The sequence below is a fragment of the Xanthobacter autotrophicus genome (genome assembly GCF_005871085.1).
GTDB classification, from domain to species: Bacteria; Pseudomonadota; Alphaproteobacteria; order Rhizobiales; family Xanthobacteraceae; genus Xanthobacter; species Xanthobacter autotrophicus.
Window position 1 is genome coordinate 46,946 of record NZ_VAUP01000022.1, and the last position, 25,222, is coordinate 72,167.

General features: G+C 67.5%; 25 protein-coding genes and 2 pseudogenes. 11 read left to right on the forward strand and 16 right to left on the reverse strand.

The annotated features are described in order from the left end of the window. The first annotated feature begins 86 nt into the window (after positions 1-86). The 8 genes from FBQ73_RS09055 to FBQ73_RS09090 all read left to right on the forward strand — a co-directional run bounded on the left by FBQ73_RS09055 (position 87) and on the right by FBQ73_RS09090 (position 5,989). Entirely contained in the window at positions 87-578 is a 492-nt protein-coding gene (locus tag FBQ73_RS09055) for a Na+/H+ antiporter subunit E (RefSeq protein ID WP_170218820.1), read from the forward strand. After that, complete coding sequence (locus tag FBQ73_RS09060) at positions 571-864, forward strand: monovalent cation/H+ antiporter complex subunit F (RefSeq protein ID WP_138399173.1); 294 nt, start codon at positions 571-573, stop codon at positions 862-864. Before FBQ73_RS09055 ends, FBQ73_RS09060 begins: the two co-directional genes overlap by 8 nt. Beyond that, complete coding sequence (locus FBQ73_RS09065) at positions 861-1,202, forward strand: monovalent cation/H(+) antiporter subunit G (protein WP_138399174.1); 342 nt, start codon at positions 861-863, stop codon at positions 1,200-1,202. Before FBQ73_RS09060 ends, FBQ73_RS09065 begins: the two co-directional genes overlap by 4 nt. Beyond that, the gene (locus FBQ73_RS09070) at positions 1,199-2,131 is read left to right on the forward strand and encodes a hydrogenase subunit MbhD domain-containing protein (RefSeq protein ID WP_138399175.1); all 933 of its coding nucleotides are present in this window, start codon (positions 1,199-1,201) and stop codon (positions 2,129-2,131) included. Before FBQ73_RS09065 ends, FBQ73_RS09070 begins: the two co-directional genes overlap by 4 nt. After that, positions 2,128-2,448 carry an NADH-quinone oxidoreductase subunit K gene (locus FBQ73_RS09075; RefSeq protein WP_138399176.1) on the forward strand — a complete coding sequence of 107 codons (321 nt, stop codon included), beginning with the start codon at positions 2,128-2,130 and terminating at the stop codon, positions 2,446-2,448. Before FBQ73_RS09070 ends, FBQ73_RS09075 begins: the two co-directional genes overlap by 4 nt. Then, positions 2,445-3,950, forward strand: a complete 1,506-nt coding sequence (locus tag FBQ73_RS09080; protein WP_138399177.1) for a complex I subunit 5 family protein — start codon at positions 2,445-2,447, stop codon at positions 3,948-3,950. The genes FBQ73_RS09075 and FBQ73_RS09080 overlap by 4 nt, the downstream gene beginning before the upstream one ends. Then, positions 3,947-5,638 (forward strand): complex I subunit 5 family protein, encoded by a 1,692-nt coding sequence (locus FBQ73_RS09085; RefSeq protein ID WP_138399178.1) that lies wholly within the window; start codon positions 3,947-3,949, stop codon positions 5,636-5,638. Before FBQ73_RS09080 ends, FBQ73_RS09085 begins: the two co-directional genes overlap by 4 nt. Before the next feature lie 108 nt (positions 5,639-5,746). Further along, entirely contained in the window at positions 5,747-5,989 is a 243-nt protein-coding gene (locus FBQ73_RS09090) for a BrnA antitoxin family protein (protein WP_138399179.1), read from the forward strand. A gap of 123 nt (positions 5,990-6,112) precedes the next feature. Here the strand turns inward: FBQ73_RS09090 and FBQ73_RS23145 are convergent. Continuing rightward, positions 6,113-6,307, reverse strand: a pseudogene (locus FBQ73_RS23145) (LysR substrate-binding domain-containing protein); the annotation flags it as partial. Here FBQ73_RS23145 and FBQ73_RS23150 point away from each other — a divergent pair. Together FBQ73_RS23150 and FBQ73_RS09105 are read left to right on the forward strand one after the other, a co-directional pair. Further along, positions 6,302-6,502, forward strand: a pseudogene (locus FBQ73_RS23150) (NAD-binding protein); the annotation flags it as partial. The pseudogenes FBQ73_RS23145 and FBQ73_RS23150 sit on opposite strands and share 6 nt — an antisense overlap. A 149-nt stretch (positions 6,503-6,651) precedes the next feature. After that, positions 6,652-7,860, forward strand: coding sequence for an ABC transporter substrate-binding protein (locus FBQ73_RS09105; protein WP_138399181.1), 1,209 nt, complete (start codon positions 6,652-6,654; stop codon positions 7,858-7,860). Between the two features lie 175 nt (positions 7,861-8,035). On the opposite strand, the gene FBQ73_RS09110 is transcribed toward FBQ73_RS09105, so the two are convergent. From FBQ73_RS09110 to FBQ73_RS09145, 8 genes are all read right to left on the reverse strand, one after another. Further along, positions 8,036-8,752: an ABC transporter ATP-binding protein gene (locus FBQ73_RS09110; protein ID WP_138399182.1), complete on the reverse strand. Its 717-nt coding sequence runs from the start codon at positions 8,750-8,752 to the stop codon at positions 8,036-8,038. Continuing rightward, a complete protein-coding gene (locus tag FBQ73_RS09115; RefSeq protein WP_138399183.1) occupies positions 8,752-9,504 on the reverse strand; it encodes an ABC transporter ATP-binding protein in 753 nt (250 codons plus the stop codon). Before FBQ73_RS09115 ends, FBQ73_RS09110 begins: the two co-directional genes overlap by 1 nt. Beyond that, positions 9,501-10,727 (reverse strand): branched-chain amino acid ABC transporter permease, encoded by a 1,227-nt coding sequence (locus FBQ73_RS09120; RefSeq protein WP_138399184.1) that lies wholly within the window; start codon positions 10,725-10,727, stop codon positions 9,501-9,503. The genes FBQ73_RS09115 and FBQ73_RS09120 overlap by 4 nt, the downstream gene beginning before the upstream one ends. A 3-nt stretch (positions 10,728-10,730) precedes the next feature. Further along, a complete protein-coding gene (locus FBQ73_RS09125) occupies positions 10,731-11,672 on the reverse strand; it encodes a branched-chain amino acid ABC transporter permease (RefSeq protein ID WP_138399185.1) in 942 nt (313 codons plus the stop codon). A 114-nt stretch (positions 11,673-11,786) separates the two neighbouring features. After that, on the reverse strand, positions 11,787-13,031 hold the full coding sequence (locus FBQ73_RS09130) for a branched-chain amino acid ABC transporter substrate-binding protein (protein ID WP_138399186.1): 1,245 nt from the start codon (positions 13,029-13,031) through the stop codon (positions 11,787-11,789). Between the two features lie 67 nt (positions 13,032-13,098). Beyond that, entirely contained in the window at positions 13,099-14,508 is a 1,410-nt protein-coding gene (locus FBQ73_RS09135; protein WP_170218821.1) for an acetoin dehydrogenase dihydrolipoyllysine-residue acetyltransferase subunit, read from the reverse strand. Between the two features lie 13 nt (positions 14,509-14,521). Then, complete coding sequence (locus FBQ73_RS09140; RefSeq protein WP_138399188.1) at positions 14,522-16,708, reverse strand: alpha-ketoacid dehydrogenase subunit alpha/beta; 2,187 nt, start codon at positions 16,706-16,708, stop codon at positions 14,522-14,524. A gap of 83 nt (positions 16,709-16,791) precedes the next feature. Then, the gene (locus tag FBQ73_RS09145; protein WP_138399189.1) at positions 16,792-17,358 is read right to left on the reverse strand and encodes a VOC family protein; all 567 of its coding nucleotides are present in this window, start codon (positions 17,356-17,358) and stop codon (positions 16,792-16,794) included. A gap of 326 nt (positions 17,359-17,684) precedes the next feature. Between FBQ73_RS09145 and FBQ73_RS09150 the strand changes: the two genes are divergently transcribed. Continuing rightward, positions 17,685-18,377, forward strand: coding sequence for a GntR family transcriptional regulator (locus tag FBQ73_RS09150; RefSeq protein ID WP_138399190.1), 693 nt, complete (start codon positions 17,685-17,687; stop codon positions 18,375-18,377). 6 nt (positions 18,378-18,383) lie between these two features. Here the strand turns inward: FBQ73_RS09150 and FBQ73_RS09155 are convergent, their stop codons facing one another. The 7 genes from FBQ73_RS09155 to FBQ73_RS09185 form a co-directional block, all read right to left on the reverse strand. After that, positions 18,384-19,178: a TrmB family transcriptional regulator gene (locus FBQ73_RS09155; protein WP_138399191.1), complete on the reverse strand. Its 795-nt coding sequence runs from the start codon at positions 19,176-19,178 to the stop codon at positions 18,384-18,386. Positions 19,179-19,262: 84 nt separating this feature from the next. Continuing rightward, positions 19,263-20,189, reverse strand: coding sequence for a carbon-nitrogen hydrolase family protein (locus FBQ73_RS09160; protein WP_138399192.1), 927 nt, complete (start codon positions 20,187-20,189; stop codon positions 19,263-19,265). 29 nt (positions 20,190-20,218) lie between these two features. Then, entirely contained in the window at positions 20,219-20,923 is a 705-nt protein-coding gene (locus tag FBQ73_RS09165; protein ID WP_138399657.1) for an ABC transporter ATP-binding protein, read from the reverse strand. A 7-nt stretch (positions 20,924-20,930) separates the two neighbouring features. Further along, positions 20,931-21,671, reverse strand: a complete 741-nt coding sequence (locus FBQ73_RS09170; RefSeq protein ID WP_138399193.1) for an ABC transporter ATP-binding protein — start codon at positions 21,669-21,671, stop codon at positions 20,931-20,933. A 2-nt stretch (positions 21,672-21,673) separates the two neighbouring features. After that, entirely contained in the window at positions 21,674-22,693 is a 1,020-nt protein-coding gene (locus tag FBQ73_RS09175) for a branched-chain amino acid ABC transporter permease (RefSeq protein ID WP_138399194.1), read from the reverse strand. Positions 22,694-22,696: 3 nt separating this feature from the next. Next, positions 22,697-23,548, reverse strand: coding sequence for a branched-chain amino acid ABC transporter permease (locus tag FBQ73_RS09180; RefSeq protein WP_138399195.1), 852 nt, complete (start codon positions 23,546-23,548; stop codon positions 22,697-22,699). A gap of 68 nt (positions 23,549-23,616) precedes the next feature. Continuing rightward, the gene (locus FBQ73_RS09185; protein WP_138399196.1) at positions 23,617-24,837 is read right to left on the reverse strand and encodes an ABC transporter substrate-binding protein; all 1,221 of its coding nucleotides are present in this window, start codon (positions 24,835-24,837) and stop codon (positions 23,617-23,619) included. Positions 24,838-25,222 lie beyond the last annotated feature (385 nt).

Genomic DNA, 25,222 nt, shown 5'->3' on the forward strand with positions numbered 1-25,222 from the left:
CTTCCGTCTGGCGCGGCCGGTGGCTATGATGCCAACCATGTTGCAGAGCAGCATCCCGGTGGATGACGCAGGCTGGGAAGGCCGGAATGGGGAAACTCTTCAGCGCGCACGGCGCCGCACGCTGGCTTTCGTTCTTCGCCGGATGGATCGTGCTCGGGCGCATTGGCGCCATCGACCTTGCCGCCGGCCTGGTCATATCCGCCCTTGCGACGGCCCTCAGCCTCCATTTGCTGCCGGCCTTAGGCCCGGACCCCATAAACCCAAAGGCGACGCTGGCCTATGCGGCCCGTTTCTTCGCCGGCTCGTTGCGCGCCGGCTGGGATGTGGCATGGCGGGTCGCGGCCCGTCCGCCCCGGGTGAACCCCGGCGTGCTGACCGTGCCCTGCGCCGTGCCGCAGGGTCTCGCGCGGGATGCCTTTCGGGCGCTCGCCAGCCTCCAGCCCGGCACGCTGCCCCTGGCCGGACAAGGACCTGACCTGCGGGTCCACTGCCTCGACATCACCACGCCGGTGGCAACGGCACTGGATGCGGATGCGGCAGCCTTCCTTGCCATGGCGGATGCGCCGCCCCATGGCTGACCTGCTCTTCGCGGCGGCAACGCTGCTTCTGCTTTTGGCAGCCGCCGGCCTCGCCTCGCTTTGGTGGGCCGGCAACGACTTGGATCGCATGCTCGCCGTCCAGCTGCTCGGTGCAGCGGGGATCGCCGTGCTGCTGCTGCTGACGCCGGCCATGGGCGATTCCTCGCTCCTGGATACCGCGCTACTGCTCGCCCTGCTTGCCGCTCTGGCGGCCTGCGCCTATCGCGCTGCCTTCGGCCCGACGCGCCCGAAGGCGGGGAGGCCCCCGGCGGCGCCCCGGCCATGAGCCTGCTCGCCAGCGCCTTCACCCTCGTGTTCGTTGCGGCCGGCATCGGCTTCTTCGCCGCCGGAACCCTCGGCCTCGTGCGCCTGCCGGGAACACTGTCGCGCATCCACGCCCTCACCAAGGCCGACAATGTGGGCCTCGCCCTCATCGTGCTCGGCCTGTTGCCGCAGGCGGCGAGCGTGCTGGATGCCGCCAAGATGGTGGCGATCTGGCTGCTGGCCCAGCTTGCCTCCGGCGCGGTGGCGCAAGTCATGGCGGAGGCAGTGATGGCCGAAGCGACGCTGGCGGAAGCGAAGGATGCCGGAGACGCAGCCCCGCCCGAGGAGAGCCGCCCGTGAGTCTCCTGTTCGATGCCGTGCTCTGCCTTCTGCTGCTTGCAGGCGCGCTCGGCGTGGTGGCCACCGGCGCCGCGCGGGCGGCAGTGATCGCCTTCATCGGCTACGGGCTGCTGCTGGGCCTGGCCTGGGTGCGTCTTGCGGCCGTGGACGTGGCCCTGACCGAGATCGCCATCGGCAGCGGCATTTCTGGCGTGGTGCTGCTGCGCTGCGTCCGCGCCCTGCCCGCGACGCCGAAGGCGCCGGCACCGAATCCCCTGCTGCGGCCGCTCGCGGCGATGGTTTCCATCGCCATAGCGGTGGCGCTCGGGGCGGCGGTTCTCGCTTTGCCGGAGCCCGCGCCCTCCCGCGCCGCCGACGTGGCCACCGCCCTGCCCGCCACCGATCTGGGCAACCCGGTCACCGGGGTGCTGCTCGTCTTCCGCGCCCTCGACACACTGCTAGAGAAGGTGGTGCTGCTGTTGTCCCTGGTGGGCGTTTGGGCCCTGTCGCGCGATCCAGCCTGCCGGGGGCGGCCGGATCCCCTGTCCTTGGAACCGGCGCCGGCGCCCTCCGCCTTCCTCGCCCGGGTGCTGGCGCCCGTGGGCGTGCTGGTGGGGCTCTATCTGCTGTGGGCCGGCGCCGACCATCCCGGCGGGGCGTTCCAGAGCGGGGCGGTGCTCGCCGCCATGGGCCTCCTTTTAGTCATGGGCGACCAGATCCGCATCCCGGCGACGCAAAACCGGGGCCTGCGGCTGATGCTGCTGGCCGGCCCGTTCGGATTTCTCGCCGTGGGCTTCGCCGGCTGGGCGACGGCAGGCGTGTTCCTGGGTTATCCGCCGGGGGCGGAGAAAGCGGTCATCATCGCCGTGGAAGTGGCCATCACCCTCTCCATCGCCGTCACCCTCGGCCTCATCGTGCTCGGCCCGCCGGCCGGAGAGGAGCGCTCGTGACCGGCGTCCATCTCTTCGGTCTCGCCGGAGCGGCCCTCGTGGGCTGCGGCGTCTACGGATTGCTGATGGCGCCCGGCGCCCTCGGCCGTATCCTCGCCTTCAACATCCTCGGCGGCGGGGTCTTCCTGATTTTTGGCGTGGTGGCACGACGGGGCGCGGGCGCCGGGTTCGGTGCCGATCCGGTGCCGCAGGCGTTGGTGATCACCGGCATCGTGGTGGCCTTCTGCGCCACCGCCCTCGCCGCGGCCCTGCTGGTGCGGCTTTCCGCCGTCGATGCCGAGGTCGCACGCGACGGCGAAAAGGAGAAGGAGACGTGAGCGCCCTTCTCGTCCTCGCGATCACGGCGCCGCTCCTCGGCCTCGTCCCGCTCCTCCTGCTCGGGCCGCGCACCGGCGAGCGCGCCGCGCTGGGGATGCTCGCCGTCAATGTCGCCATCACCGCCGGCATCGCCGAGCGGGTGGCGCAGGGTGGGCGGGCGCTGGGCTATGCGGTCGGCGGCTTTGCCCCACCGCTGGGCGTGGGGCTGCGGGCGGACGGCTTTGCCGCCGCCATGATGCTGATGGCCGCCCTGGTGCTGCTCTTCACCGGCCTGTTCGCCATGACCGGGCCGGGGGACATGACACGCAAGGTGAATGCGCGCGGCTCGGCGGGCATGCCGTCCACCTTCTTCATCCTGCTGCTGTCGCTGGCCTGCGCCCTCAACCTCGCCTTCCTGGCGCAGGACCTCTTCACCCTCTATGTGGCGCTGGAGCTTCTCACCTTCGCCGCCGTGCCGCTGGTGTGCCTGGAAGGCAAGGCGGGGCAGCTTTCGGCGGCGCTCACCTATCTGTTGTTCGCCCTGTTCGGCTCGGTGCTGTACCTGCTGGGCGTGGTGCTCATCTACGGCCTGTTCGGCACGCTGGACATCGCCCACCTCGCGGGCCTGATGGCGCACGGAGCCGGGGGCTGGACCGCCGCCGCCGCCCTCGCCCTGATGAGCGCGGGGCTGATGGCCAAGGCCGCCCTGTTCCCGCTCCATCTCTGGCTGCCACCGGCCCATTCCGGCGCGCCGCCGGCGGCGAGCGCGGTGCTTTCCGCCGTGGTCATCAAGGCGCCGCTCTTCCTTCTGGTGCGGCTGTGGTCGGACCTTGCGCCCCTGCCCCTCGCGCAGGTCGCCGGCCCGGTCTTCGCAGTCTGCGGGGCGGCGGCCATCGTGTTCTGCGGGGTGGTGGCGCTGGCGCAGGAGCGGCTGAAGCTACTCATCGCTTACTCCACGGCGGCGCAGATCGGCTACCTGTGCCTCATGTTCCCCCTCGCGGCGTCCAGCGACGGACCGTGGAGCGCGCTGGCCTGGACCGGCGGCACGCTGCATCTCGTCTCCCACGCCTTGTCGAAGGCGGCCATGTTCCTTGCCGCCGGCCTGATCGCGGAGACCATGGGGCACGACCGGCTGTCCGGCCTCGGCGGCGTCGGCCGGCTGGCGCCGGTGAGCGTCGCCGCCTTCGGCCTCGGCGGCCTGTCGCTCATGGGGCTGCCGCCTTCCGGTGGCTTCGTCGCCAAGGTGATGCTGCTGACCTCGGCCCTGCAGCAGGGCTCGTGGTGGATCGCCACCGTCGTGCTCGTGGGCGGCCTGCTGGCGGGCGGCTATGTGCTGCGCGTGGTGGTGATCGCCCTGCAACATCCCGATAGTGACCTACCTGACGTAAGGGAATGTCGCTGGCGCGCGCTGATCGCCCTCGCCCTCGCCTTCGGGGCCATGCTGGTTGGCTTCATGCCGCTGTCGCCCCTGCCCTTCTTGGAGATCGGCCGCCCCCTGACCTGGGAAAGCGTGCTGCCATGACCGCCGACACCCTGGCCCCGCCGCTCGATCTCTCCGCCCTCGAACCCGCCATGCCCATCCTCTCCGAGGCGCTGATGGTGGTGGCGATCGCGCTGCCGCTGGCGTTGGCCTTCGCCGCATTGGTGCCGGCGGTGCGCCGCGCCCTGCCCCATGTGCTCGCGCTTGTCCCGCTTCCGGCGTTGATCGCCGCCCTGGCGGTGCCGCGGGGACTTTCGGTGCTGGTGGCGCCCTATCCCTTCCGCTTCACCCTCGCCCTCGACGCCCCGGGCGCGCTGCTGCTCGGCGGGGCCTCGCTCCTGTGGATGACCGCCGGCGCCTATGCCATGGCCTATCTGCGCCAGGACCCGGCGCGGCCGGCCTTCATGGTCTGGTGGCTGCTCACCATGGCGGGATCTTTCGCCGTGTTCCTGGTGGCGGACGTGGCGAGCTTCTATCTCGCCTATGCGCTGGTGAGCTTTTCCGCCTACGGCCTCGCCGCCCATGACGATACCCCTCAGGCCCGGCGCGCCGGTTCGCTCTATCTCGCCCTGACGGTGCTGGGCGAGGCGCTGCTCATCGCCGCCTTCGTCATGCTCGCCTCCGGCGCAACCGACGCCAACCCGCAGATCCGCGATGCGGTGGCCCTGCTGCCCACCTCGCCGTGGAAGACCCCCATACTCGTGCTGATCCTCCTCGGCTTCATCCTGAAGATGGGCCTCTTCCCCCTGCATGTGTGGATGCCGCTGGCCCATTCCGTGGCGCCGGTGCCCGGCTCGGCGGTGCTCTCCGGGGTGGTGGTGAAGGCCGGTGTCATCGGCCTTCTGCGCTTCCTGCCCGAGGGCGTGCCTTTACCCGGCTGGGGCGCGGTGCTGTGCGGTGCCGGCCTGTTCACGGCCTATTACGGGGTCGCCGTGGGCCTCACCCAGACCCATCCCAAGCGCGCCCTCGCCTATTCCACAGTGAGCCAGATGGGCGTGGTAGCGGCAGTGATCGGAGCCGGGATCCTGAACGGGACGGCCGGCACCTTCACCATCGCCGCCTTCTATGCGGCGAACCATATGCTGCTGAAGGGCGCCATGTTCCTCATGGTGGGCGTGGCCATGGCCTCCTCGCCCCGCCGCGCCTTAGCGGCCGCGGCGGTCGCCGGGCTGCTAGGCCTGAGCCTCGCCGGCCTTCCGCTGACCGGCGGCGCCATGGCGAAATACGCCATCAAGCTCATCGTGCCCGAGGGGATGTCCGGGGTTCTGCTCACCCTATCCGCCGCCGGCAGCACCCTTCTGATGGCGCGTTATGCCCTGCTGGTGGCCCGCAGCGGCACGGAGGGGACGCCGCCGCGCGGCCTCGCGGTGCCCGCGCTCATTCTCGCCGGGCTGGCACTGGTGTTGCCTTTCCTGCTGTTCGAGGCGGTGACCGGCCTGCCGGCTGCAGTGGCCTTCGCGCCATCGGCGCTCCAGAAGGGGCTATGGCCGGTGGCGCTCGGCCTCGGGCTCGCGGCACTCCTGGCCTGGAGAGCGCCGCGCGTACCGGAGGTGCCGGCCGGCGACATCCTCAACGCCCTCGGCTTTCTGGGCACCGCAAGCCGGGCGATCATGGGCGGGGCCGTGGCGGCCGACGCCGTGCTGCGCCGCTGGCCGGTCGCCGCCTTCGCGTTGCTCGCGATCGCTGTCCTGCTCGCTGCCACGCTGACCTTCGCCGCCGTGCCTTTATAGCAGGCCTCGCCCATGGCAGGGTCACGGACTGGCCGAATCGGCCAACCTGCGGCGGGAAGGCGCGAGCATACGGCCGCCGACGCACAAGACGAGTGAGGGGAACAATCCATGTCTCGACCGCCATTTCGCCGAACCGGAAGCTCGGTGCGGGACACCGCCGAGGCGGCGTTCAAATCGGCCACCACCAAGCCCGTCGAGGCGCCCCCGAAGGCCCCGGTGGTTCCCGGGGGGCGGGAAATGGTCACGCTGCGCATCGACCGCGAGGTGCTGGAGCACTTCCAGGAGGGTGGCCCCGGCTGGCAGGACCGCATCAACGACGCGCTCCGCAAGATCGTTGAAACCAAATCCTGAGCGGGGGTCGTGAGCCGGGCCTCCGGCCGCGTGCTCTGCCCCCGTTACCCTTTCGGCAGCGTCACGGCAGGTTCAGCGGCGACGGCTGCATCAGCGTCTGGGTTTCGCGCGCGACTTCGTGCGTGATGAAATCCGCCCGCGCTCCGGCATGGTCAGCGAGATGGCGATGTCGGCTTCGCGCTTGGTGACGTTGAACGAGCGCGGCGTCGCCACCAGTTGCACCGTCAGCCCCGGCTGCTGGTCGAGCAGCCGTATCAGGCGCGGAGCCAGGAAGCAGGCTCCGAACGCGTCCGGCGCGCCGACCCGCACCGTGCCGGCGTGGCCGCGAAGATCTGCAACACCATGATCCTCGGCATCTCCATGATCGCGGTCAGCGAGGCCTTCAATCTCGGCGTAGCCCTCGGCATCTCCCACCAGGAGTTGTATGACGCGACCTCCACCTCGTCGGGGCAATGCTATGCGCTGACCACCCATCTTTGCCCGCTTCGCCGAATCGCGGACGCTGTACCGACTAAGCTGGGGTCATCGATTTTCTCAGGCAGGGCTGAAACGCCCATCAGGACTGAGCGCGCAAAGCGCCGGGCCGGCCCGAAACCGGGCCAGAGCACGCGCCAGGAAACGGCTCGAGGAAACGTGGCAGAATAGAATTGGGGGGGGACACAATGAGACATGGCATGATCATCGGCCTCGTCGCGCTGCTGGCGACGACCATCGCCGCATCCGCCCAGGCGCCGAAAACCGTCAAGATCGGGGTTCTCAACGACCAGTCGGGCCCCTACTCCGACCTGGGCGGCATCGGATCGGTGGTGGCGGCTCAGATGGCAGTCGAGGATTCCGGCCTCAGCCAGAAGGGCTGGACCATCGAGGTGCTCTCGGCGGACCACCAGAACAAGGCCGACATCGCCGCCAGCGTCGCCCGCCAGTGGTACGACGTGGACGGCGTCGACATGATCACCGACCTCACCAATTCCGCCGCCGCCCTCGCGGTGAACGAGATCACCCGCGACAAGAATAAGGTCATTCTGGCCTCGGGGTCGGCAACCTCAGACCTCACCGGCAAGGCGTGCTCTCCCAATACGGTACACTGGACCTCCGACACCTGGGCGTTCGCCCATGGAACCGGCCAGGCCATCGTGAAGACCGGGGGCGACACCTGGTTCTTCCTCACCGCCGACTATTCCTTCGGCCAGGCCCTGGAGCGCGACACTGCCGCGGTGGTGGAGGAGTACGGCGGCAAGGTGATCGGCCGGGTTCGGGTGCCCCTGGACACGGCCGATTTCTCTTCCTTCCTGCTGCAGGCGCAGAGCTCCAAGGCGAAAATCGTCGGCCTTGCCAATTCGGGGGCCGACACCACCAATTCCATCAAGCAGGCGGCGGAATTCGGCATCGTCTCGGGCGGCCAGAACATTGCCGGCCTGCTCATCTACATCACCGATGTGCATTCCATGGGCTTGCCGACGGCGCAGGGCCTGATCCTGACGGCGCCCTTCTACTGGGATTTCAACGACGGTACGCGGGCCTTCTCTGCGCGCTTCGCCGACAAGATGCGCGGCACCAAGCCCTCCATGGCTCAGGCCGGTGTCTATTCGGCGACCCTCGCCTACCTCAAGGCGGTGGCCGAACTCGGCTCAAGCCAGGACGGCAAGGCGGTCGTGGACAAGATGAAGTCGGCGCCCATCAAGGATGTCCTGTTCGGCGACGGCTTGATCCGCGAGGATGGGCGCAAGATCCACAACATGTATCTCTTCGAGGTGAAGAAGCCGTCCGAGTCCAAGGCGCCGTGGGACTACTACAAACTGCGCGCCACCATCCCCGCGGAAGAGGCCTTCCGCCCCCTCTCCGAGAGCGAGTGCCCGCTGGTGAAGAAGTAGTCGCCGGCCCCCTCCCCGTCATTCAACCGGCGGATCCAGGAAACTCCACTGGTCAAGCTGCTCAAGCTCGTGATCCAGGTGGAGGAGATCCACACCGGACAGGGCAAGGCCGTTCCGCGCCCAGCCGCAAGGCGACGGTGGCGGCCGTCCGGTGCGGGCCGCCTTCGGCGAACCGTCAGACCGCGAGCCACTCCTCCATCAGCCGCGCGTTCGAGGTGAGCGCCTCGGGGGCGCCCTCGAACACGATGCGACCATGGCCCATGACGCACACCCGGTGCGAGACCTTGAGGGCGATGGTGAGCTTCTGCTCCACCAGCAGCACCGACACCCCGCGCCGGTTGATGTCGGCGATGGCTTCGCCCACCACGGTCACGATCTTCGGCGCCAGTCCCTCGGTGGGCTCGTCGATGAGGATGACCAGCGGATTGCCCAGCAGCGAGCGACACATGGTGAGCATCTGCTGCTCGCCACCGGAGAGGCTGCCGGCGCGGGTGTTGCGCCGCTCCTTGAGGCGGGGGAAATAATCGAACATCTGCTCGATGGTCCAGCGCGCGGCGCCCTCCGCGCCCTTCTGCTCGCCCATCCGCAGGTTTTCGTCCACCGTGAGGTTGAGGAAGACCTCGCGTTCCTCCGGCACATAGGCGATGCCGGACCGGCAGATGGTGAAGGCACGGGCGCCGGTGAGCTCCTTGCCGCGCAGCACGATATGCCCGCCGGTGGGCGGCACCAGGCCCATGATGGCCTTCAGAGTCGTGGATCGGCCCGAGCCGTTGCGACCCAGCAGGCTCACCACCTCCCCCTGCCCCACCTGGAAGGTGACGCCGTGCAGGATGTGGCTCTTGCCGTAATGGGCGTGGAGGCCGTCGACGGTGAGAAGCGGCGTGTCGCGCATCAGCTGGCCTCCTCGCCGAGATAGGCTTCGCGCACCGCGAGGTTGCCGCGGATCTCGGCTGGCGTTCCGGTAGCGATGATCTGCCCGTAGACCAGCACGCTGATGCGGTCGGAGAGAGAGAACACCACGTCCATGTCGTGCTCCACGATGAGCAGGGTGCGCCCCCTGGTGATGTCACGGATGAGGCCCACCGTGTATTCCGTCTCCTCGTGGGACATGCCCGCCATGGGCTCGTCCAGCAGGATCACCTTGGGATCGCTCGCCAGCGTCATGCCGATCTCCAGCGAGCGCTGCTCGGAATAGGACAGTTCGCTGGCCAGCACGCTCGCCCGCTTCTCCAGCCGCACCTGGGCCAGCAGTTCGTCCGCCAGATGGGTCACCGCCTTGAGGCGGGAGGCCCTTCGCCAGAACACGAAATCGAGGCCGAAGCGCCGCATAACCGCCAGCCGCAGATTCTCGAATACCGAGAGGCCGGGGAAGATGTTGGTGATCTGGAAGGAGCGCGCCAGCCCCTGCCGGTTCACCAGATGTGGCGCCATGCCGCCGATGGGCAGACCATCCAGCAGGATGTCGCCGGCCGTGGGCGTCAGCTGGCCGGAGATGAGATGGAACAGGGTGGACTTGCCCGCCCCGTTCGGCCCGATCACCGCATGGCGCTCGCCGGGCACCACGTCGAGCTCGATGCCGCGGATGATCTCGATGGGTCCGAAGGACTTGCGGACCCCATGGAGGGACAGGACGGGCGTGCTCATGAAACGCCTCCGCGCTCAGGATCCAGACGATGCGACGCGAAGTTCAGGAGGCCGAGGCCTACAGCCATCAAGCCCAGGGGCAGGCCCCAGGTGACGGGCGAGAAAGGCAGCCATTCGCGCCCGAACAGGGTGACCGGCGGCCATGGGGTGCCGACGATCATGGAACGGTAGTCGGTGGAGAAGAAGCGCTGCGCCAGTTCCACCATGCACACGAAGCCGACGATGGCGAGCACCAGCGCCACCGCGAACAGCAACCCCGCGGAAAGCCGCTCCCAGCCGAGGCCGAAGCGCCCTTCGCGGATCCGTTTGGCAAACTCGCCCACCAGGCCGTCGGGCAGGAACATCATCACCAGCACGAACAGCACGCCCTGATAGAGCAGCCACGAGCGGGTGAGGTCCGACACCGCATAGCCGAAGAAGGACATGAGCGCCGCGCCGATGGCCGGGCCCAGGAACACCTTCACGCCGCCGATATAGCTATTGAGCACCACGGAAGCGGAGAGCTGCATGTCGAGCACGACATAGTTCGCCGCCTCGATGTTGAGGGCCTGCAGCCCGCCCGCCACGCCCGAGAACATGGCCGAAATCGCGAACACCAGCACGCTGAGGCGATGGACGTTGTAGCCGAGGAAGCGCAGGCGGTGGGTGTTCTCGCGCAGGCCGAGGGTCAGCCGGCCTACCGGCGTCAGGGTGTAGAGATAGAGCAGCAGCAGGCACAGCAGCACCCAGCCGAGGGTGAGGTAATAGACCTCTACATTGCTCCCGAAACTGAAACCCCAGGCCGGCATGCGCATGGCGGAAACGCCCGCCTCGCCGCCGAAGATTTCCTTCAGGTGCGGAGCCAAAGCGTGCAGCAGCTCGGCCAGCGCCAGCGTGATCATGGAGAAATAGACGCCGGTGCGCTTGGTGGCGAACCAGCCGGCGGCGATGCCGCTGACGAGGCCCAGCAAGCCGCCCACCAGCGGGAGCAGCGGGGTGGGCAGGAGCCCTGCCCCGTTGAAGGCGTTCATGGCATGGATGGTGGCGAAGGCGCCGATGCCGAAATAGGCCGAATGGCCGAAGGAGAGCATCCCCGCCTGCCCGCACAGCAGGCTGAAGGCGGAGGCGAACAGGGCCGCGATCAGCATCTGGATCGACGCGTTGACGAGGCCGGGGGAGAGGAAGGCCGGGGCGGCGACCAGCGCCGCGACGGCAAGGGCGAGGAGGATGACCTTGGTGCGCATGGTTTAGCTCTTGTCGCCGAACAGGCCCGAGGGACGCACCAGCAGCACCAGCAGCATCAGCGCGAAGGGAATGGTTGCGGCCAGGCTCGACACTTGCAGCGTCAGCGGGCCGCCCACCGCCCGGGCCCAGTCGCCCAGGCCGACGACGCCGAGCAGGTCGGCAAAGCTCGCGTCGATGCCGACCGCCAGCGAGGTGACCACCCCGATGAGCAGGGAGGCGACCATGGCCCCTTCCAGCGAACCGAGACCGCCGATGACCACCACCACGAACACCAGCACGCCCAGCTCCAGCGCCATATTGGGGTTGGTGGTGTAGAAGGCCCCCGCCAGCGCGCCGGCGAGGCCCGCAAGCGCCGCGCCGACCCCGAACACGCCCATGAAGACCAGAGGCACGTTGTGGCCCAGCGCCTCCGCCATGCGCGGCCGGAAGATGGCCGAGCGCACCACGATGCCCACCCGCGTGGTGGTGAGCAGCGCATAGATGACGCCGAACATGGCCACCGCCACCGCCCCCATGATGAGCCGGTAGACGGGATAATCAGTGCCGCCGATGCGGAAGGCGGCAAAGCTCAGGGCCGCCGGCACCCGGTAGTCCACCGGGAAATTACCGAAGAACAGCTTGATCAGCTCCGCGATGATGAAGGACAGGCCGAAGGTGAGCAGCAGTTCGTGGGCATGGCCGAAGCGGTGGACCCGGCGCAGGAAATAGCGCTCCACGACCACCCCCACGGCGCCGACCACGATGGGCGCCACGATCACCGCCAGCGCGAAGCCGAGCACGCCCGACAGCGCATAGGCCACATAGGCCCCCAGCATGTAGAACGAGGCATGCGCGAAATTGAGGACGCCCATCATGCCGAAGATGAGGGTCAGTCCCGCCGAGACCATGAACAGCAACAATCCGTAGATCGTGCCGTTCAGGACGGCGACAAAGAGATGTTCCATCAAATGTCCTCTCGCGTCAGGCAGAGGTGTTCGGCTGGACGGCGGATCGCGGTTTCATAAAAATCGCCATGGCCGGGCATACCCCGGCCATGACGGATCGCGAGGCGCAAAGGCTCAGTTGGGCCGCGTCATCTTGCAGCTCTCCTGCACCGGAGAGGAGGCCTCGGCGGCGGTGAAGAGCTTCATGGGCTTGAAGCCGAGATTGGTGCCGTCCACCTTGAACTTGGCATCTTCCGCCACGATGGAGACCGCCATGGGAATCTGCGCCTGGTGGTCGGCCGCGCGCATGCTGGCCTCGCCCATGGGCGTCTTGACCTTGACGTTCTCGAGGACCTTGGCGACGGCATTGATGTCGACGCTGCCGTCCTTGGCCGGCGGCACGCTTTTCAGCGCCTCGCCCACCATGGCCATGCCGAAGGCGGTCTGCGGCTCGATATAGACCGGATAGTGGCCGGTCTTTCCCTTGTACTCCTCGGCGAAGGCGGCGGTGGCCTCGCTCGCCTCGGCGTTGAAGGGGTGGGAGACCACATTGCCAAGGGCAACGTCGCCGGCATTGGCGATGTTGCCCGGCTGGTCAAGGAAGGCGGTGGCGAAGCGGGTCTTCAGGCCCGCGCCGTGGGCCGCCTTCATGAGCAGCAGCAGGTCGTTGGACCAGTTGCCGGTGATCACCGTCTCGGCGTTGGCCGCGGAGATCTTGGCGACGTAGGGCGAGAAGTCCTGGATCTTGTTCACGTCGTGGAGGGTCTTTTCCACCACCGTGTAGCCGCCCAGCGGCGCGTTGGCGACGATGGCGCCCTCCATGTCGATGCCCCAGCTGTAGTTCTGGTTCATGGAATAGACGCGGGTGCCGAGGATGCCTGCATCCTTCATGGCCAGCACCATGGGCTTCACCCGCACCTGCGCGTTGGGATTGAAGCGGAAGTGGTAGAAGTGGCACTTGGCGCCGGTCAGCTCCAGCGCCTCGCCGCCCACGTTGAGGAAGATCACTTCCTTGCCGGGATTGCGCAGATTGTGCTTGCGCACGTCCTCGGTGATCTGGCCCGACACGGCGGAGGACGAGCCCTGCACGATGAAGCGGGCGCCGTCGGCGATGGCCGCCTTCACCTTGTCGGCCGCGCCCACCGGGCCGCCTTGGTTGTCATATTCCAAAAGCGCGATGGGCTCGCCGCCATAACCGCCGCCGGCATTGAGCTTGTCGATGCCGTATTTCGCGGCGGTCTTGAACAGCAGGCCGGTGGAGGCCTGCGGACCAGAAAGCGTCTCGATCACCGCGACCTTCAGCGGCTCGGCGCTGGCGACAGCCGTGGAGGCCAGAAGCATGGCGGCGATGGGCGCGAGGAAACGTGTACGGATGGTCATGAAAAGTCCTCCCTGGGACGTCGTTTTACTTGGCTTCACCCGATTTTTCTTCACTCTTTGCGGCGGATCACCCCGCAGCGCGCAGATGGCGCTCCAGAAGGCGCCAGACCTCGTCGCGGATCTCCATCTGCGGCATGTGGCCGACGCCCGCGAACAGGTGCAGGCCCACCATGCCCGGCAGCCGCCGCACATGGCCCGGCGGGATGATCTTGTCCTCGGTGCCGGCGACGACGGTGACCGGGATGCGCAACTGCTCCAGTTCCGTCCGCACGCTGAAGGCCTGTGTGCCGTCCGGGAACAGGGCGCCGGCAAGGCGCTGCTGGGCGGCGACCAGCGCGTCGTCGGCGCGAGCCGCGGCACTGGCGCGCACGAATGCCGGGGTCAGCACTGCGGGATCGGCAACCAGTTCGCCCAGCCAGGGCGCAAGGCTCTCGGCGGTACGGGCGCGGGCAAGGCCGGACACGAAGGCGCCGTTGATATCGGGCCCAAGGCCCGCCGGCGCCAGCAGGAAGAGCGAGCGCACGTCGGGATAGCCTTCAGCCGCGAGCGCCACCGCCACCGCCGCGCCAAGGGAATGGGCGACGAGATCGAAGTCGAACAGGCCGAGGCCCTGCAGGGTCTCGCCCACCGCCGCCACCAGCGCCTCGAAGCGGGCAGCGCCGTGGCCGGCCGATCCGCCATGGCCCGGCAGGTCGATGCCGAGCACCGGCCGCGATACCGCCCCGCCGGCGAGGAAGGGACGCCAGCCGTTCAGCTCCGAACCGAAGCCATGGACCAGCACCAGCGGCCGACCCTCCCCTTGGCGCAGCCATGCGTGGTTGAGCCCCCCCTGACCCGACCCGGTGCCAAGACGTGGTGCGGCAGGGGAAAGACGCGGTGCGACGGGCGCAACCGGCTGGTGGCGGGCCTTCTCCACGTCGATCCGCACGATGCGGCCCCTGGGACCTGAGCCGGTGAGCGTGCTGAGATCGACGCCGAAATCGTCCGCGAGGCGCCTCGCGAGGGGCGAGGCAACGACCTTGCGCGCGGCGACAAGGGCGGCAATGGACGGCGCCCGCGCCGCAAGGCTTGGGGCCGGTGCAACCGACGCGACGGGCGCCCGTGCGGAGGGCGCAGGTGTCGAGGGCGCTGGTGTCGAGGGCGCAGACGAAGGAACAGCAACCGCCGCAGGTGCCGCCACGGCCGGCGCGGAGGCGACAGAGGCGACGGAGGCGACCCGCGCGGGCGCCGTTTCCCCTTCCGCGAGGATGGAGGCGATGAGGGTGCCCACAGCCACGCCGCGCGAACCGTCCCCGATCAGGATGGGGCCGAGGCGGCCTTCGTCCTCCGCCTCCATCTCCATGACGGCCTTGTCGGTCTCGATCTCGGCGAGCAGGTCGCCGCGCTTCACCGCTTCGCCTTCGGTCTTCAGCCAGCGGACGAGGTGACCCTCCTCCATTCCGGCGGCGAGGGCAGGCATCAGGATTTCCTTGGGCATGTGGGGCTCCTGATCAGGCGAGGGCGAGGCCCTGCTCGGCCATGACGCGACGGATGCCGGCCTCGATGTCCTTGGGACCGGCGCAGGCGGCGGCTTCCAGCACCTTGGAGATGGAGGGCGACGCCTCCCCGCCATGGACGCGCTGGACAGGCTGGTCGAGCGCATCGAAGCAGCGGGACTGGATCTCGGCGGCAAGGAACCCTCCATAGGAGGTGCCCACCGAGCCCTGCTCCACCACCAGCACATTGCCGGTCTTGGCGATGGAGGTCTCAATGGTCTCCCAGTCGAGGCCGGCGCGGTCGAGGCTGCGCAGGTCGATGACCTCCGCATCCACGCCCAGGCGCTCCACCTCCTCCAGGGTCGATTTCACCATGGACAGATAGGTCAGGATGGTCATGGCCGAGCCGGGGCGCACCACCTTCGCCTTGCCGAGGGGAATGAAATAGTCGAGGTCATCGACCGGCGCCGGGCCCTTGGCGTTGTAGAGGTCCACATGCTCCAGCACGAGCACCGGGTCCTGGCAGGCCAGCGCGCTGTTCATGAGGCCCACATAATCGAACGGCGTGGAGGGGGCGACGATGCGCCAGCCCACGGCGGTGGCGAAGATGCCGGCCGGGTCCATGGAATGCTGCGAGCCATAGCCCGTGCCCATGGCCACCTTGGTGCGCAGCACCAGCGGTACCGCCATGTCGCCGCCGAACATGTGCCGCGCCTTGCCGATCTGGTTGAACACCTGGTCGGCGGCGACCCACATGAAGTCCGGATACATGAACTCGATCACCGGCACATAGCGCCCGTCCATGGCGATGCCGCCGGCGAGGCCCGCGAAGGCATTTTCGCTGATGGGGGTGCCGAGCACGCGGTCGCCGAAGGCTTCCTTCAGGCCGCGCGTTGCGCCATTGGTGCCACCCTTGAGGCGATGCACGTCCTCGCCCATCACCACGATGCGGTCGTCCTCACCCATGCGCCGGTGCATCACGTCCGCCACCACGTCCACGAAGCGGGCCTGCGACTCGATGCGGCCGGTGAAGGTCTCCAGTTCCGCGGTGCGCACGCCATCGAGTTCGGAGAGGTCGCCGCGCACGCCGAAATCGCGGAAATCGGGCGACGGCCACAAAGCGGGGATGATGCGGCGCTTGCCGTCCACCTGCTCCACCAGTTCCCCGGCCACATCCTCCATGAGCGCCTTGGCGCGGGCGCGCAGGGCGGCAACTTCCTCATCACCGATGAGCTGGCGCAGGGCCATCTCGCGGGCCAGAAGATCGATGGGATCGCGCCGGCGCCACTCCTGCTCTTCCTCGCGGGTGCGATAGCCGAAGGCGCTGCCGGGCAAGGGTCCGTTCTGGTGGAAGAAGCGGTAGACATCCGCCTCGATGACGGTGGGGCCGCCACCCGAGCGCATCACCTCCAGGGCCTCGGCGCTGGCCAGCGCCACCGCCAGCGGGTCCATGCCGTCCACCTTCCAGGAAGGGATGGCAAAGCCCAGTCCGCGCGCGGACAGGCGGGTCTCGGCGGTGGCCTCCTCCACATGGGTGGAGACGGCGTAGCGGTTGTTCTCGATGAAGAAGCACAGGGGCAGCTTCCAGGCCGCCGCCAGATTCATGGTCTCCAGCACCGAGCCGATATTGGTGGCGCCGTCGCCGAAATAGGTGAAGACCGCATCGCCCGTGCCGGCGCGCTTGTGGGCGAAGGCCGCCCCCGCCGCCAGCGGCACGCCGCCGCCAACGATGGCATTGGTGCCGAGATTGCCGGCATCGCCCCAGCGCAGGTGCATGGAGCCGCCACGCCCCTTGCAGAAGCCCTGGGCGAGGCCGAGGATTTCCGCCATGGTCTTCTTGGACAGGTCGCGCACGTCCCCGCCGATGGCGGCGGTGGGGGACAGGCCATCCGGCGCCACATAGGCCAGCGACTTGGCGAGGAACTGGTGGTGCGCCCGGTGGGAGCCATTCACCTGGTCGGAGGCGCGCATCATCACGGCCGAGCCGGTGGCGCCGCCTTCCTGGCCGATGGCCGAATGGGCGGGGCCGTGCACCAGCCCCTGCCCGGCCAACTCCAGAACCTTCTCCTCGAAAGCACGGATCAGCACCATGGAGGTGAGCATGGTGCCGAGCAGGGCCGGATCGGCCGCATTCCAGTCGTCGCGGGAGGTGGTCAGCTCACGCCAGGGGGCGGCGGGTTTCAGGTCGATATGGGTCGCCATCACGGCAGCTCCGGAAACGCTGGAAACGTCAGCGGGGCGAACAGCCCACGCGCGAAAGAAAGCATCGATGGATGGACCACGGCTCAACCGCCCGGATCGGCGGTGTGCCAGAGCCTCAGGGACGTGGTGCGCTCATAGGCCTTGCCATTGGGAAAGCTCACCAGCTCGCACTGCATGCCCCAGGGGGTGAGGAAATAGACCCAGGTCTGGCCGCCACTGGGTCCGCTCTCGCGCGTCACCGGCACGCCGCAGATGCGGGCGCCGTGCGCTTCGAGGTGGCGGACGGCGGCATCCATATCGTCCACGTAGAACGCAAGATGATGGCCGCCCACATCGCTGTTGCGCGGCTGGATCGTCCGCTGGTCCGGGGCGATGTACTGGAAGATCTCGAAATTGGAGCCGAAGCCGCAGCGCAGGAAGACGAGCTTCTTCATGATGGCGCGCGGATCGACATTGAGCTGGCGCGCCATCCAGTCGTCCTCGGCCTGGAACGGGCCGAGCTCGTAGACCTGGATACAGCCTATGACATCGACGAAGAAGCGCGCCGCCTCGTCGATATCAGGAACGGTGAAGCCGATATGATCGGTGCCGCGCAGGCCCGGAAGCCCCCGCCCCGCCGTCTCCCGGGATTGCCGATCCTCAGTGCTCATGACCCGACCCGCTGGAAGGATGGGCGCGCCGTTCGGCTCGGGAGGGATGCGAATTCCGCGGGAAACGGGCCACCATCACGGTCGCCGCAGCCCCCTCGCCCTCGCCTCTTCCCCTTGCCAAACGATCTGCGCCGCTTTCCTGACCGATAGTGCGGGCGGGATACGCTGTCAACATCAATGTATCCAATTACGCCATATGAAAGGCCTATACGGCGTACAACTCGCCTAGTTGGATACATTTGTCAGAATGCGCATGCGCATGGTATCCAAAAAGACTAAGCGGCACGGTCCCCCTGGGAGCCAGGGATCCTCCAGCAGAGCGCACCATGAGAACGGAAAAATCCCCGGACGGGCCGGACAAGGACGCCGGCGTCCGCAGCCACGCCATCGCGACCGACCTGCGGGCCGGCATCCTTGCGGGTCTCTATGCCCCAGGCACCCGCGTGCGGCAGGAGGAACTGGCCGAGCGCTACGGCACCAGCCGCATCCCCGTGCGCGAGGCCCTGCGGGACCTCGAAAGCGAGGGGCTGGTGGTGCTGGTGCCCAATTCCGGCGCGTGGATCGCCAAGACCGACATCAACGAATGCGTGGAGATCTACAAGATCCGTGAGCGCATCGAGCCTCTCGCCCTCAGCGAAAGCATCCGCAACATGGACGCGGCCACCATCGCCCGCCTCGCGGACCTGTGCGCGCAGATCGAGGCCTCCACGGAAGTGGAGGATTTCCTGAAGCTGGACCGGGAATTCCATCTGCTCAGCTACAAGGCGGCGGCCATGCCGACGCTGCTGGCCATGATCGAGCGCTTCTGGAACACCACCCAGCATTATCGCCGCGCCTATTCCCACCTCATCGGGAAGGAGGGCCAGTGGATCATCCACAGCGAGCATCGCCTGATCATGGAGGCGATCCGGCGCCGCGACGGCATGGACGTGCAGCACCTGCTTGAAAGTCACATCCGCCGTACCCGCCTGCAACTTCAGGCGAATGATTTGCCCGGCCTCGCGCGGACCGGAAAGTAGACCGGCCTACACCTTCTCGGCCCGGCGCCGCCCGCCGGCGGGCTTGCGCGGCGCGGCCACCGGCGCCGCCGGCGTCGAAAGAGACCACAAGGTCTCGAACATCAGAGATTGCAGGCGCGCAAAATCCTCGCTCTCAATGATGAGGCCGTAATTCTCCCGCTTGGAGGATATAATGGATACCTTGTCGTCATAGACATACTGGGTCACGCCCAGGGTCATGCCATCCGGCGCATAGCGCAGCTCGCGCAATTGCTCCATGCCGGAAGGCCAGATCTGCTCCACGTCCTTGTTACGCGAGCGAAGAACCTTCAACGCGATGCCGCGCTTCACCCGCTCGGAAATGTAGACATCCATCTCCCCGAGCCCCGGCGTCTCGATCAGCTCGTTCATGGAGAGGATGCCGCACAGGGTCTTGCTCTGGCAGGTCAGGGTGTCCCACAGCACGGTGTTGATGCCCTCCTCGCCCTCGTAGAAGCGAATCTGGGGCTTTCCCTTGGCGCGATTGTAGAGGGAGCGGATCTGCGGCATCACATCGGTGATCACCTGCTTGCGCAACTCCAGGCGCTGAAGCATGCCCACCGGATCCTCGGCCACCACGAAGCGCCGGCCGGAGCGCTCCACGATGCGGATCAGCTCTTCCTGCTCCAGCCGTTCCAGCACGTCATAGGCCGTGGTGCGGGCAAGGCCTGCACGGGCGGCCACCTCCTGAACCGGCGCCTCGCCCAGTTCCACTGCGGCGAGGTACAGCTTGAACAGCTTTCCGGTGATGCCGATCTTGGCGAGCTTTTCTTCCATGTCCATGACGTGTTGGTCTCACGGCGCGGCGCAGGCGAGCCGCGCCGTGAGAATGGAGGAATTCGCGGCGGATTGCATGTCCCGCCGTGTTCAGACTTTCAGGCGGACCGCCTGCTGCGGGGCTTCATTGACCGTCAGGTTGAAAACGTCCGGCCGGGCATAATTGCCGGCCACATCGAAATCGAACTTGGCGCGGCCCAGTTCGTCCATGTCCAGCTCGGCGGTCAAGAGCGTTTCCTGATCGAAGACCGGGCCGGCCAGCACCTTGCCGAGGGGGTCGATGATGGCCGCCCCGCCGTGCATCACGATCGCCTCGGGATCGTCGGTGATGGAGCAGCGGTAGTCGTCCGGGAAGTCGCCGCGCTTGACCACCTGGCAGGTGGTGAGCACAAAGCAGCGGCCCTCCAGCGCGATGTGGCGCATGGTGGGCAGCCAGGTCTCGCGATCATCAGCGGTGGGCGCGCAATAGAGCGAAACGCCCTTGGCGTACATGGTCATGCGCAGCATGGGCATGTAGTTCTCCCAGCAGATCACCGCGCCGATCTTGCCGATGGGCGTGTCGAACACCGGCAGGGTCGAACCGTCCCCGAAGCCCCAGGCGAGGCGCTCGCCGGCGGTGGGCATCAGCTTGCGGTGCTTGCCCAGCAGGGACCCGTCCGGACCGAAATAGAGCACTGTGCAATACATGGTGCCCAGTTCCCGCTCCATCACGCCGATGACCACATAGGTCTTGGCCTCGCCGGCCGCCTTGCCGATACGGTCCGTCTCTGGCCCTGGCACGGTGATGGCGGCGTCGAAATAGCGGCGGAAATCGTCGCGCCCGCGCGCGGTGCGCACGCCGATGGAGATGTCGAAATCCGAGCCCTTCGGATAGACCGAGAGGAAGGCCTCGGGGAACACCACGATCTCGCAGCCTTCCGCCCCCGCCTTGGCGATCCACGCCTCGGCCTTGGCGACAGATGCCTCCACGTCGAAGGGCACCGCGCCCACCTGGGCGACGCCGGCTTTCACTTTCATCGTTCTTCTCCCTGGGATTTGATGGGGCGTCACACGCCGAGATAGGCGCGCCGCACGCCGGGATCGTCGGAGAGGGCCTGCGCGGTGCCCGAAAGCACCACGTGGCCCGCCTCCAGCACGTAGCCGCGGTGGGCGACAGACAAGGCGAGCATGGCGTTCTGCTCCACCAGCAGCACGGACACGCCCTGCCGGTTGATCTCGCCGATGGCCGCATGCAGCTCGTCCACCACGATGGGGGCGAGGCCATGGCTCGGTTCGTCGAGCAAAAGCAGCTTCGGTTGGCCCATGAGGGCGCGGCCGATGGAAACCATCTGCTGCTCGCCGCCGGACATGGAGCCCGCCATCTGCGCCTGCCGCTCCTTGAGGCGCGGGAACAGGGCGAACACCCGCTCCACCCGTTCGGGGATGTCGCGCGCGCCGCGATGGCCGAAGGCGCCCATCATCAGATTGTCCAGCGTCGTCATGCGCGGGAACACGTGGCGTCCCTCCGGCACATGGCCGATGCCGAGGCCGGGGATAGTGTGGGCCGCGCGGCCGAGCAGCGCCGCGCCCTCGAAGGCGATGGTGCCGCGCGCCTTGGGCACGAGGCCGGAGATGGAGCGCAGCAGCGTCGTCTTGCCTGCCGTGTTGGCGCCGAGAACGGCCACCGTCTCCCCCGCCTTCACCTCCAGGGTGACGGACGAGAGCACGTCCGGCCCGCCGTAGGCAGCGGAAAGGTCGCGAACTTCAAGCATCGTCGCATTAGCCATGGGCGGCCTCCTTACCGGCGGCGCCATGGCCGAGATAGGCCTCGATCACCGCCGGGTTGGCGGCCACCTCGGCGGGGGTGCCCTGCGCGATCAGTCGGCCGAAATTCACCACCAGAAGGCGGTCGCACAGGGCCATGATGGCCCGCATGTGATGCTCCACCACGAGGAAGCTCAGACCCTCAGCCTTCAGCGCGCGGATCACGTCCATCACCTCGTCCATCTCGTTCGGTGTGAGGGCCGCCATCACCTCATCCAGCAGCAGCACGCGGGGCTCGGTGGCCAGGGCGCGGGCCATCTCCACCAGCGCCTTCTGCGGGAAGGTGAGGTCGGCCACATCCGCCTCCGCGATGGGGGAAAGGCCGAGCTTATCCAGCACCTGTTCCGCCCTCATGCGCGCGCCGGCCAGATCATGGCGCAGCAGGGCGGCGGTCATCACGTTCTCAACCACGCTCATGTCGGGGAAGAGGGCGGCGTTCTGGAACGTCTTGGTCATGCCCTTCGCCGCCACCTTGTGGGGCTTGAGGCCGGACACAGTGTCGCCGTCCAGCACCACCTTGCCGGAGGTGAGCGGCTGGAGGCCCACGAGGGCGTTGAACAGGGTGGTCTTTCCCGCCCCGTTGGGACCGATGAGGCCGATGATCTCGCCCGCCTTCAGGGTGAAGGAGACGCCGTCCACCGCCTTGAGCCCGCCGAAGGTGACGGCGATGGCGTCGGCTTGAAGCAGCGCATTCATGCTCAGGCCCCCTTCGCGGCGGCTTGGGCGGGCGCCACCGAGGACCGCGCGGCCCTGGCAGCGCGGCGCTTTTTCGGCCAGAAGGCCATGATGCCGCGCGGCTGGATGAGGATGGCGGCGATCAGGATCAGCCCGAACACAAGCTGCGACAGGCCCGCCGCCTTGGAGGAGAGATAGGCGTTCGCCACCTCTTCCAGCGGGATCAGGAACAGGGCGCCGATGATGGGCCCGCCCAGGGTGCCGAGCCCGCCGACGATGGCGATCATGGCCATGCGCACCGAAATACCAGCCAGCGAGAAGATGGAATCCGGATCGAAGAAGAAGGTGAACTGAGCGAACACCGTGCCGCACATGGCGGTGAGCCCGGCGGAGATGATGCTGGCGGTGAGCTTCACCCGGAAGGTGTCGACGCCCGCCACCTCGGCCGCATTCTCATTCTCCCGCACCGCCCGCAGGCGATAGCCGATGGCCCCGCGCGCCAGCAGCTGGAAGACGATGCAGACGAACACCAGCAGCCCGAGGATGGCCCAGTAATAGGACGACACCGCGCGGAAAGCGAAATAGGCCGGCTGGGTGCCCATGAAGGGGATGGAAAGGCCCACCGGCCCGCCGGTGAGGCCGGCCCAGCTGTTGGCGATCACCCGCATCACTTCGGCAAAGGCGAGAGTGGCAAGCGCGAAGTAATGGCCCTTCAGCCGGAAGGTGGGGATGGAGAGCAGAGCCGCCGCCACCCCCGCCACCACTGCACCGGCGAACATGCCGATCCAGGGCGAGACGCCGAGCTTCAGGAACAGCAGGGTGGACGTATAGGCGCCGAGGCCGAAGAAGGCGGCATGGCCCAGCGAGATCTGGTTGGCGAGCCCGCCCACGATGTTCCACGACTGCGCCATGGCCGCGAACAGCAGCACCATGGCGGCGACACGCAACAGGTGCCCGCGCGGATCCACCACCAGCGGCAGCACAGCCGCCGCGACGAAGAACAGGAGCAGCACCACGCGCCCCGGCGAGAAAAGCTGTCGCATGGCTCAGGCGCCCTTGATGAGGCCCTGCGGGCGCAGGGCGAGAACGGCGATGAAAATCACGAACAGGCAGAGGTTCTGTAGCTGGATGGGGAAGATGAGGGTGGACATGGACTGAACGATGCCCACCATGATCCCGCCCGCCAGCGCCCCCGCCACCGATCCGAGCCCGCCCAGCACCACCACCGTGAACATGAGCACCACGAACTGCCCCCCGATGGTGGGGCTGACGGTGATGTAGGGCAGGATGACCGCGCCGCCGAAGGCGGTGAGCGCCACCCCGAGGCCGAAGGCCAGCCCATAGGTGCGCCCGGTATCCACGCCCACCAGCGTCGCCGCCATGGGGTCCTGCGCCACCGCGCGGATGGCCCGGCCCATCCAGGAGCGGTCGAGGAAGAGCCACAGCGCGGCAGCCAGAATGACGGCGGCGATGAAGGCGTAGAGATAGGGCGCGCCGATGAAGATGTCGCCGAGCCTGTAGCCCTCCACCTGATAGGGCACGCTCACCGACCGGAAGTCCGAGCCGAACACCATCAGCGCGGCATTCTCGATGACGATGAGCAGGCCAACGGTGAGAAACACCTGCGCCGCCGGCGGCGCCTTCAGCACCCGCTGGATGAGGGTGCGCTGGACCCCATAGCCCACGGCGAACACCACGATGAAGGACAGCACCGACCCGATCAGCGGATCGAGTCCCAGATAGCGCCAGGCGAACCAGGCCACATACATGCCGAGCATGAGGAATTCGGCATGGGCGAAATTGACCACCCCGAGCACGCCGAACACCAGCGAGAGGCCGGTGGCGATGACGCCATAGACGCCGCCCAGGAGGAGACCATCGACAAGGGCCTGAAGCATAGGTGTCCCGTCAGGCTGGAGGGCGGCCCCTCCACGTGGAGGGGCCGGAGGGCGAGATGCGCTCTACGTCAGTTCACCGGCTTGCCGCGCCAGATGGGCACCTGCTTGGCGGCCTTGGGCGGATAGACCGTGACGGGCTCCTCGCCGCGCCACTGCACCATCACCGGGAAGGCGGACGCGTTCAGGCCATTGGCATCGAACTTGATACAGCCGCCGGGCACGCCGCGCGCAAAGCCCGCGCAATAATCGAGGCTGGCGAGGGCGTCGCGCACCTTCTGCGGATCGGAGGACTTTGCCTTCTCCATGGCCTGTGCCACCGCATCCAGCGCCGCGGCGTGGATCAGGGCCTCATGGGTGATGAAGGCGCCGTACTTCTCCTTGTACTTGGCGGCGAGATCGGGGATCAGGTCGCCGCTGGCGGCGGCCACCGAGAGCACGCCCTCGGCATAGTCTCCGAGGCCCTTCTTGAAGTCGGGGATGATGTAGCCGGCGGCGCCGCCGATCACCGGAATGTCGATCTGCTGCTGGCGCAGGGCGCGGATGATGAGCAGGCTGTCGTTGAGATAGGACACCGGGAACGCCATCTGGGCACCCGACGCGCGCAGCTTGTTCACCAGCGGCGAGACATCCGTGATGCCGAGGGGATAGGCCTCATCCAGCACGATCTCGACGCCGGCTTTCTTGGCCGCGTCACGCAGGCCCTTGGCCTGGGCGGTGCCATAGGCGGTGTCCTCGTAGAGGATGGCGATCTTGTCGATCTTCTCTCCGGCGGCCTTGGCGATCCCGGTCGCATAGTCGAACTGCGCGGCGCCGAACACCGTGCCCTTCGGCGACACCTGGAACACATATTGGTAGCCGCGCCCGGTGATCTGGTCGGCGAAGGCGAAGGTGACGAGCGGGATGCCGGCGCGCTCCGTCACTTCCGAGGCTGCCAGCGTCGTGGAGGAGACGAAGGCGCCCACCACGGCGCTCACGCCGTTCTGCGAGATCAGGCGCTGAGTGGTGGCGGCGGCAGTGTTGGGGGTGGGCACGTCCGCGGCCACCAGCTTGATCTTGGCGCCGCCCAAAGACTTGATGCCACCGGCGGCATTGATCATCTCGGCCGCAAGCTCGGTGCCACGCTGGGCGCCGATGCCGAACTGGGCGTTGGGACCCGAAAGCGGCTGGATCACGCCCACCACCACATCATCCGCCGCATGCGCGGGCTGGAGGAAGGACGCGAACACAGCAGCACCCGCGGCGAGCATGACACCCACCGCGCGGCGCCGGTCGAGAGGTGCGGACATCATGGGACCACCTTCTGCTCTGGCTTTCGATGGGCTAGACGCTACGTCGTGTCGATATTTTCCGTCAACGACCTCAGACCCCAAAATTTGAGCACGGACCGCTCTGCTGCGAGCGATTCATATTAAATATTTGATACTAAACGAATTTATGTGCAAAAATTTTACGCATATCAACCTCTGAACCACAGGATATAGCGCCGATTGCAAGTGTCGAATTTTTCGACGGTAAACATCATGGCTCCTCCCGACGCAACCTCCGAAATTGCCTGAAAACCCAGACTGTCGATACCTTTCGACAGCCTACAATGAGGATAAGAATCAGTCATACTGTTGATTGTTTGGGCACTCTCGACGACATTTGCGTACCTACGTCGAAGATTGTTGACAC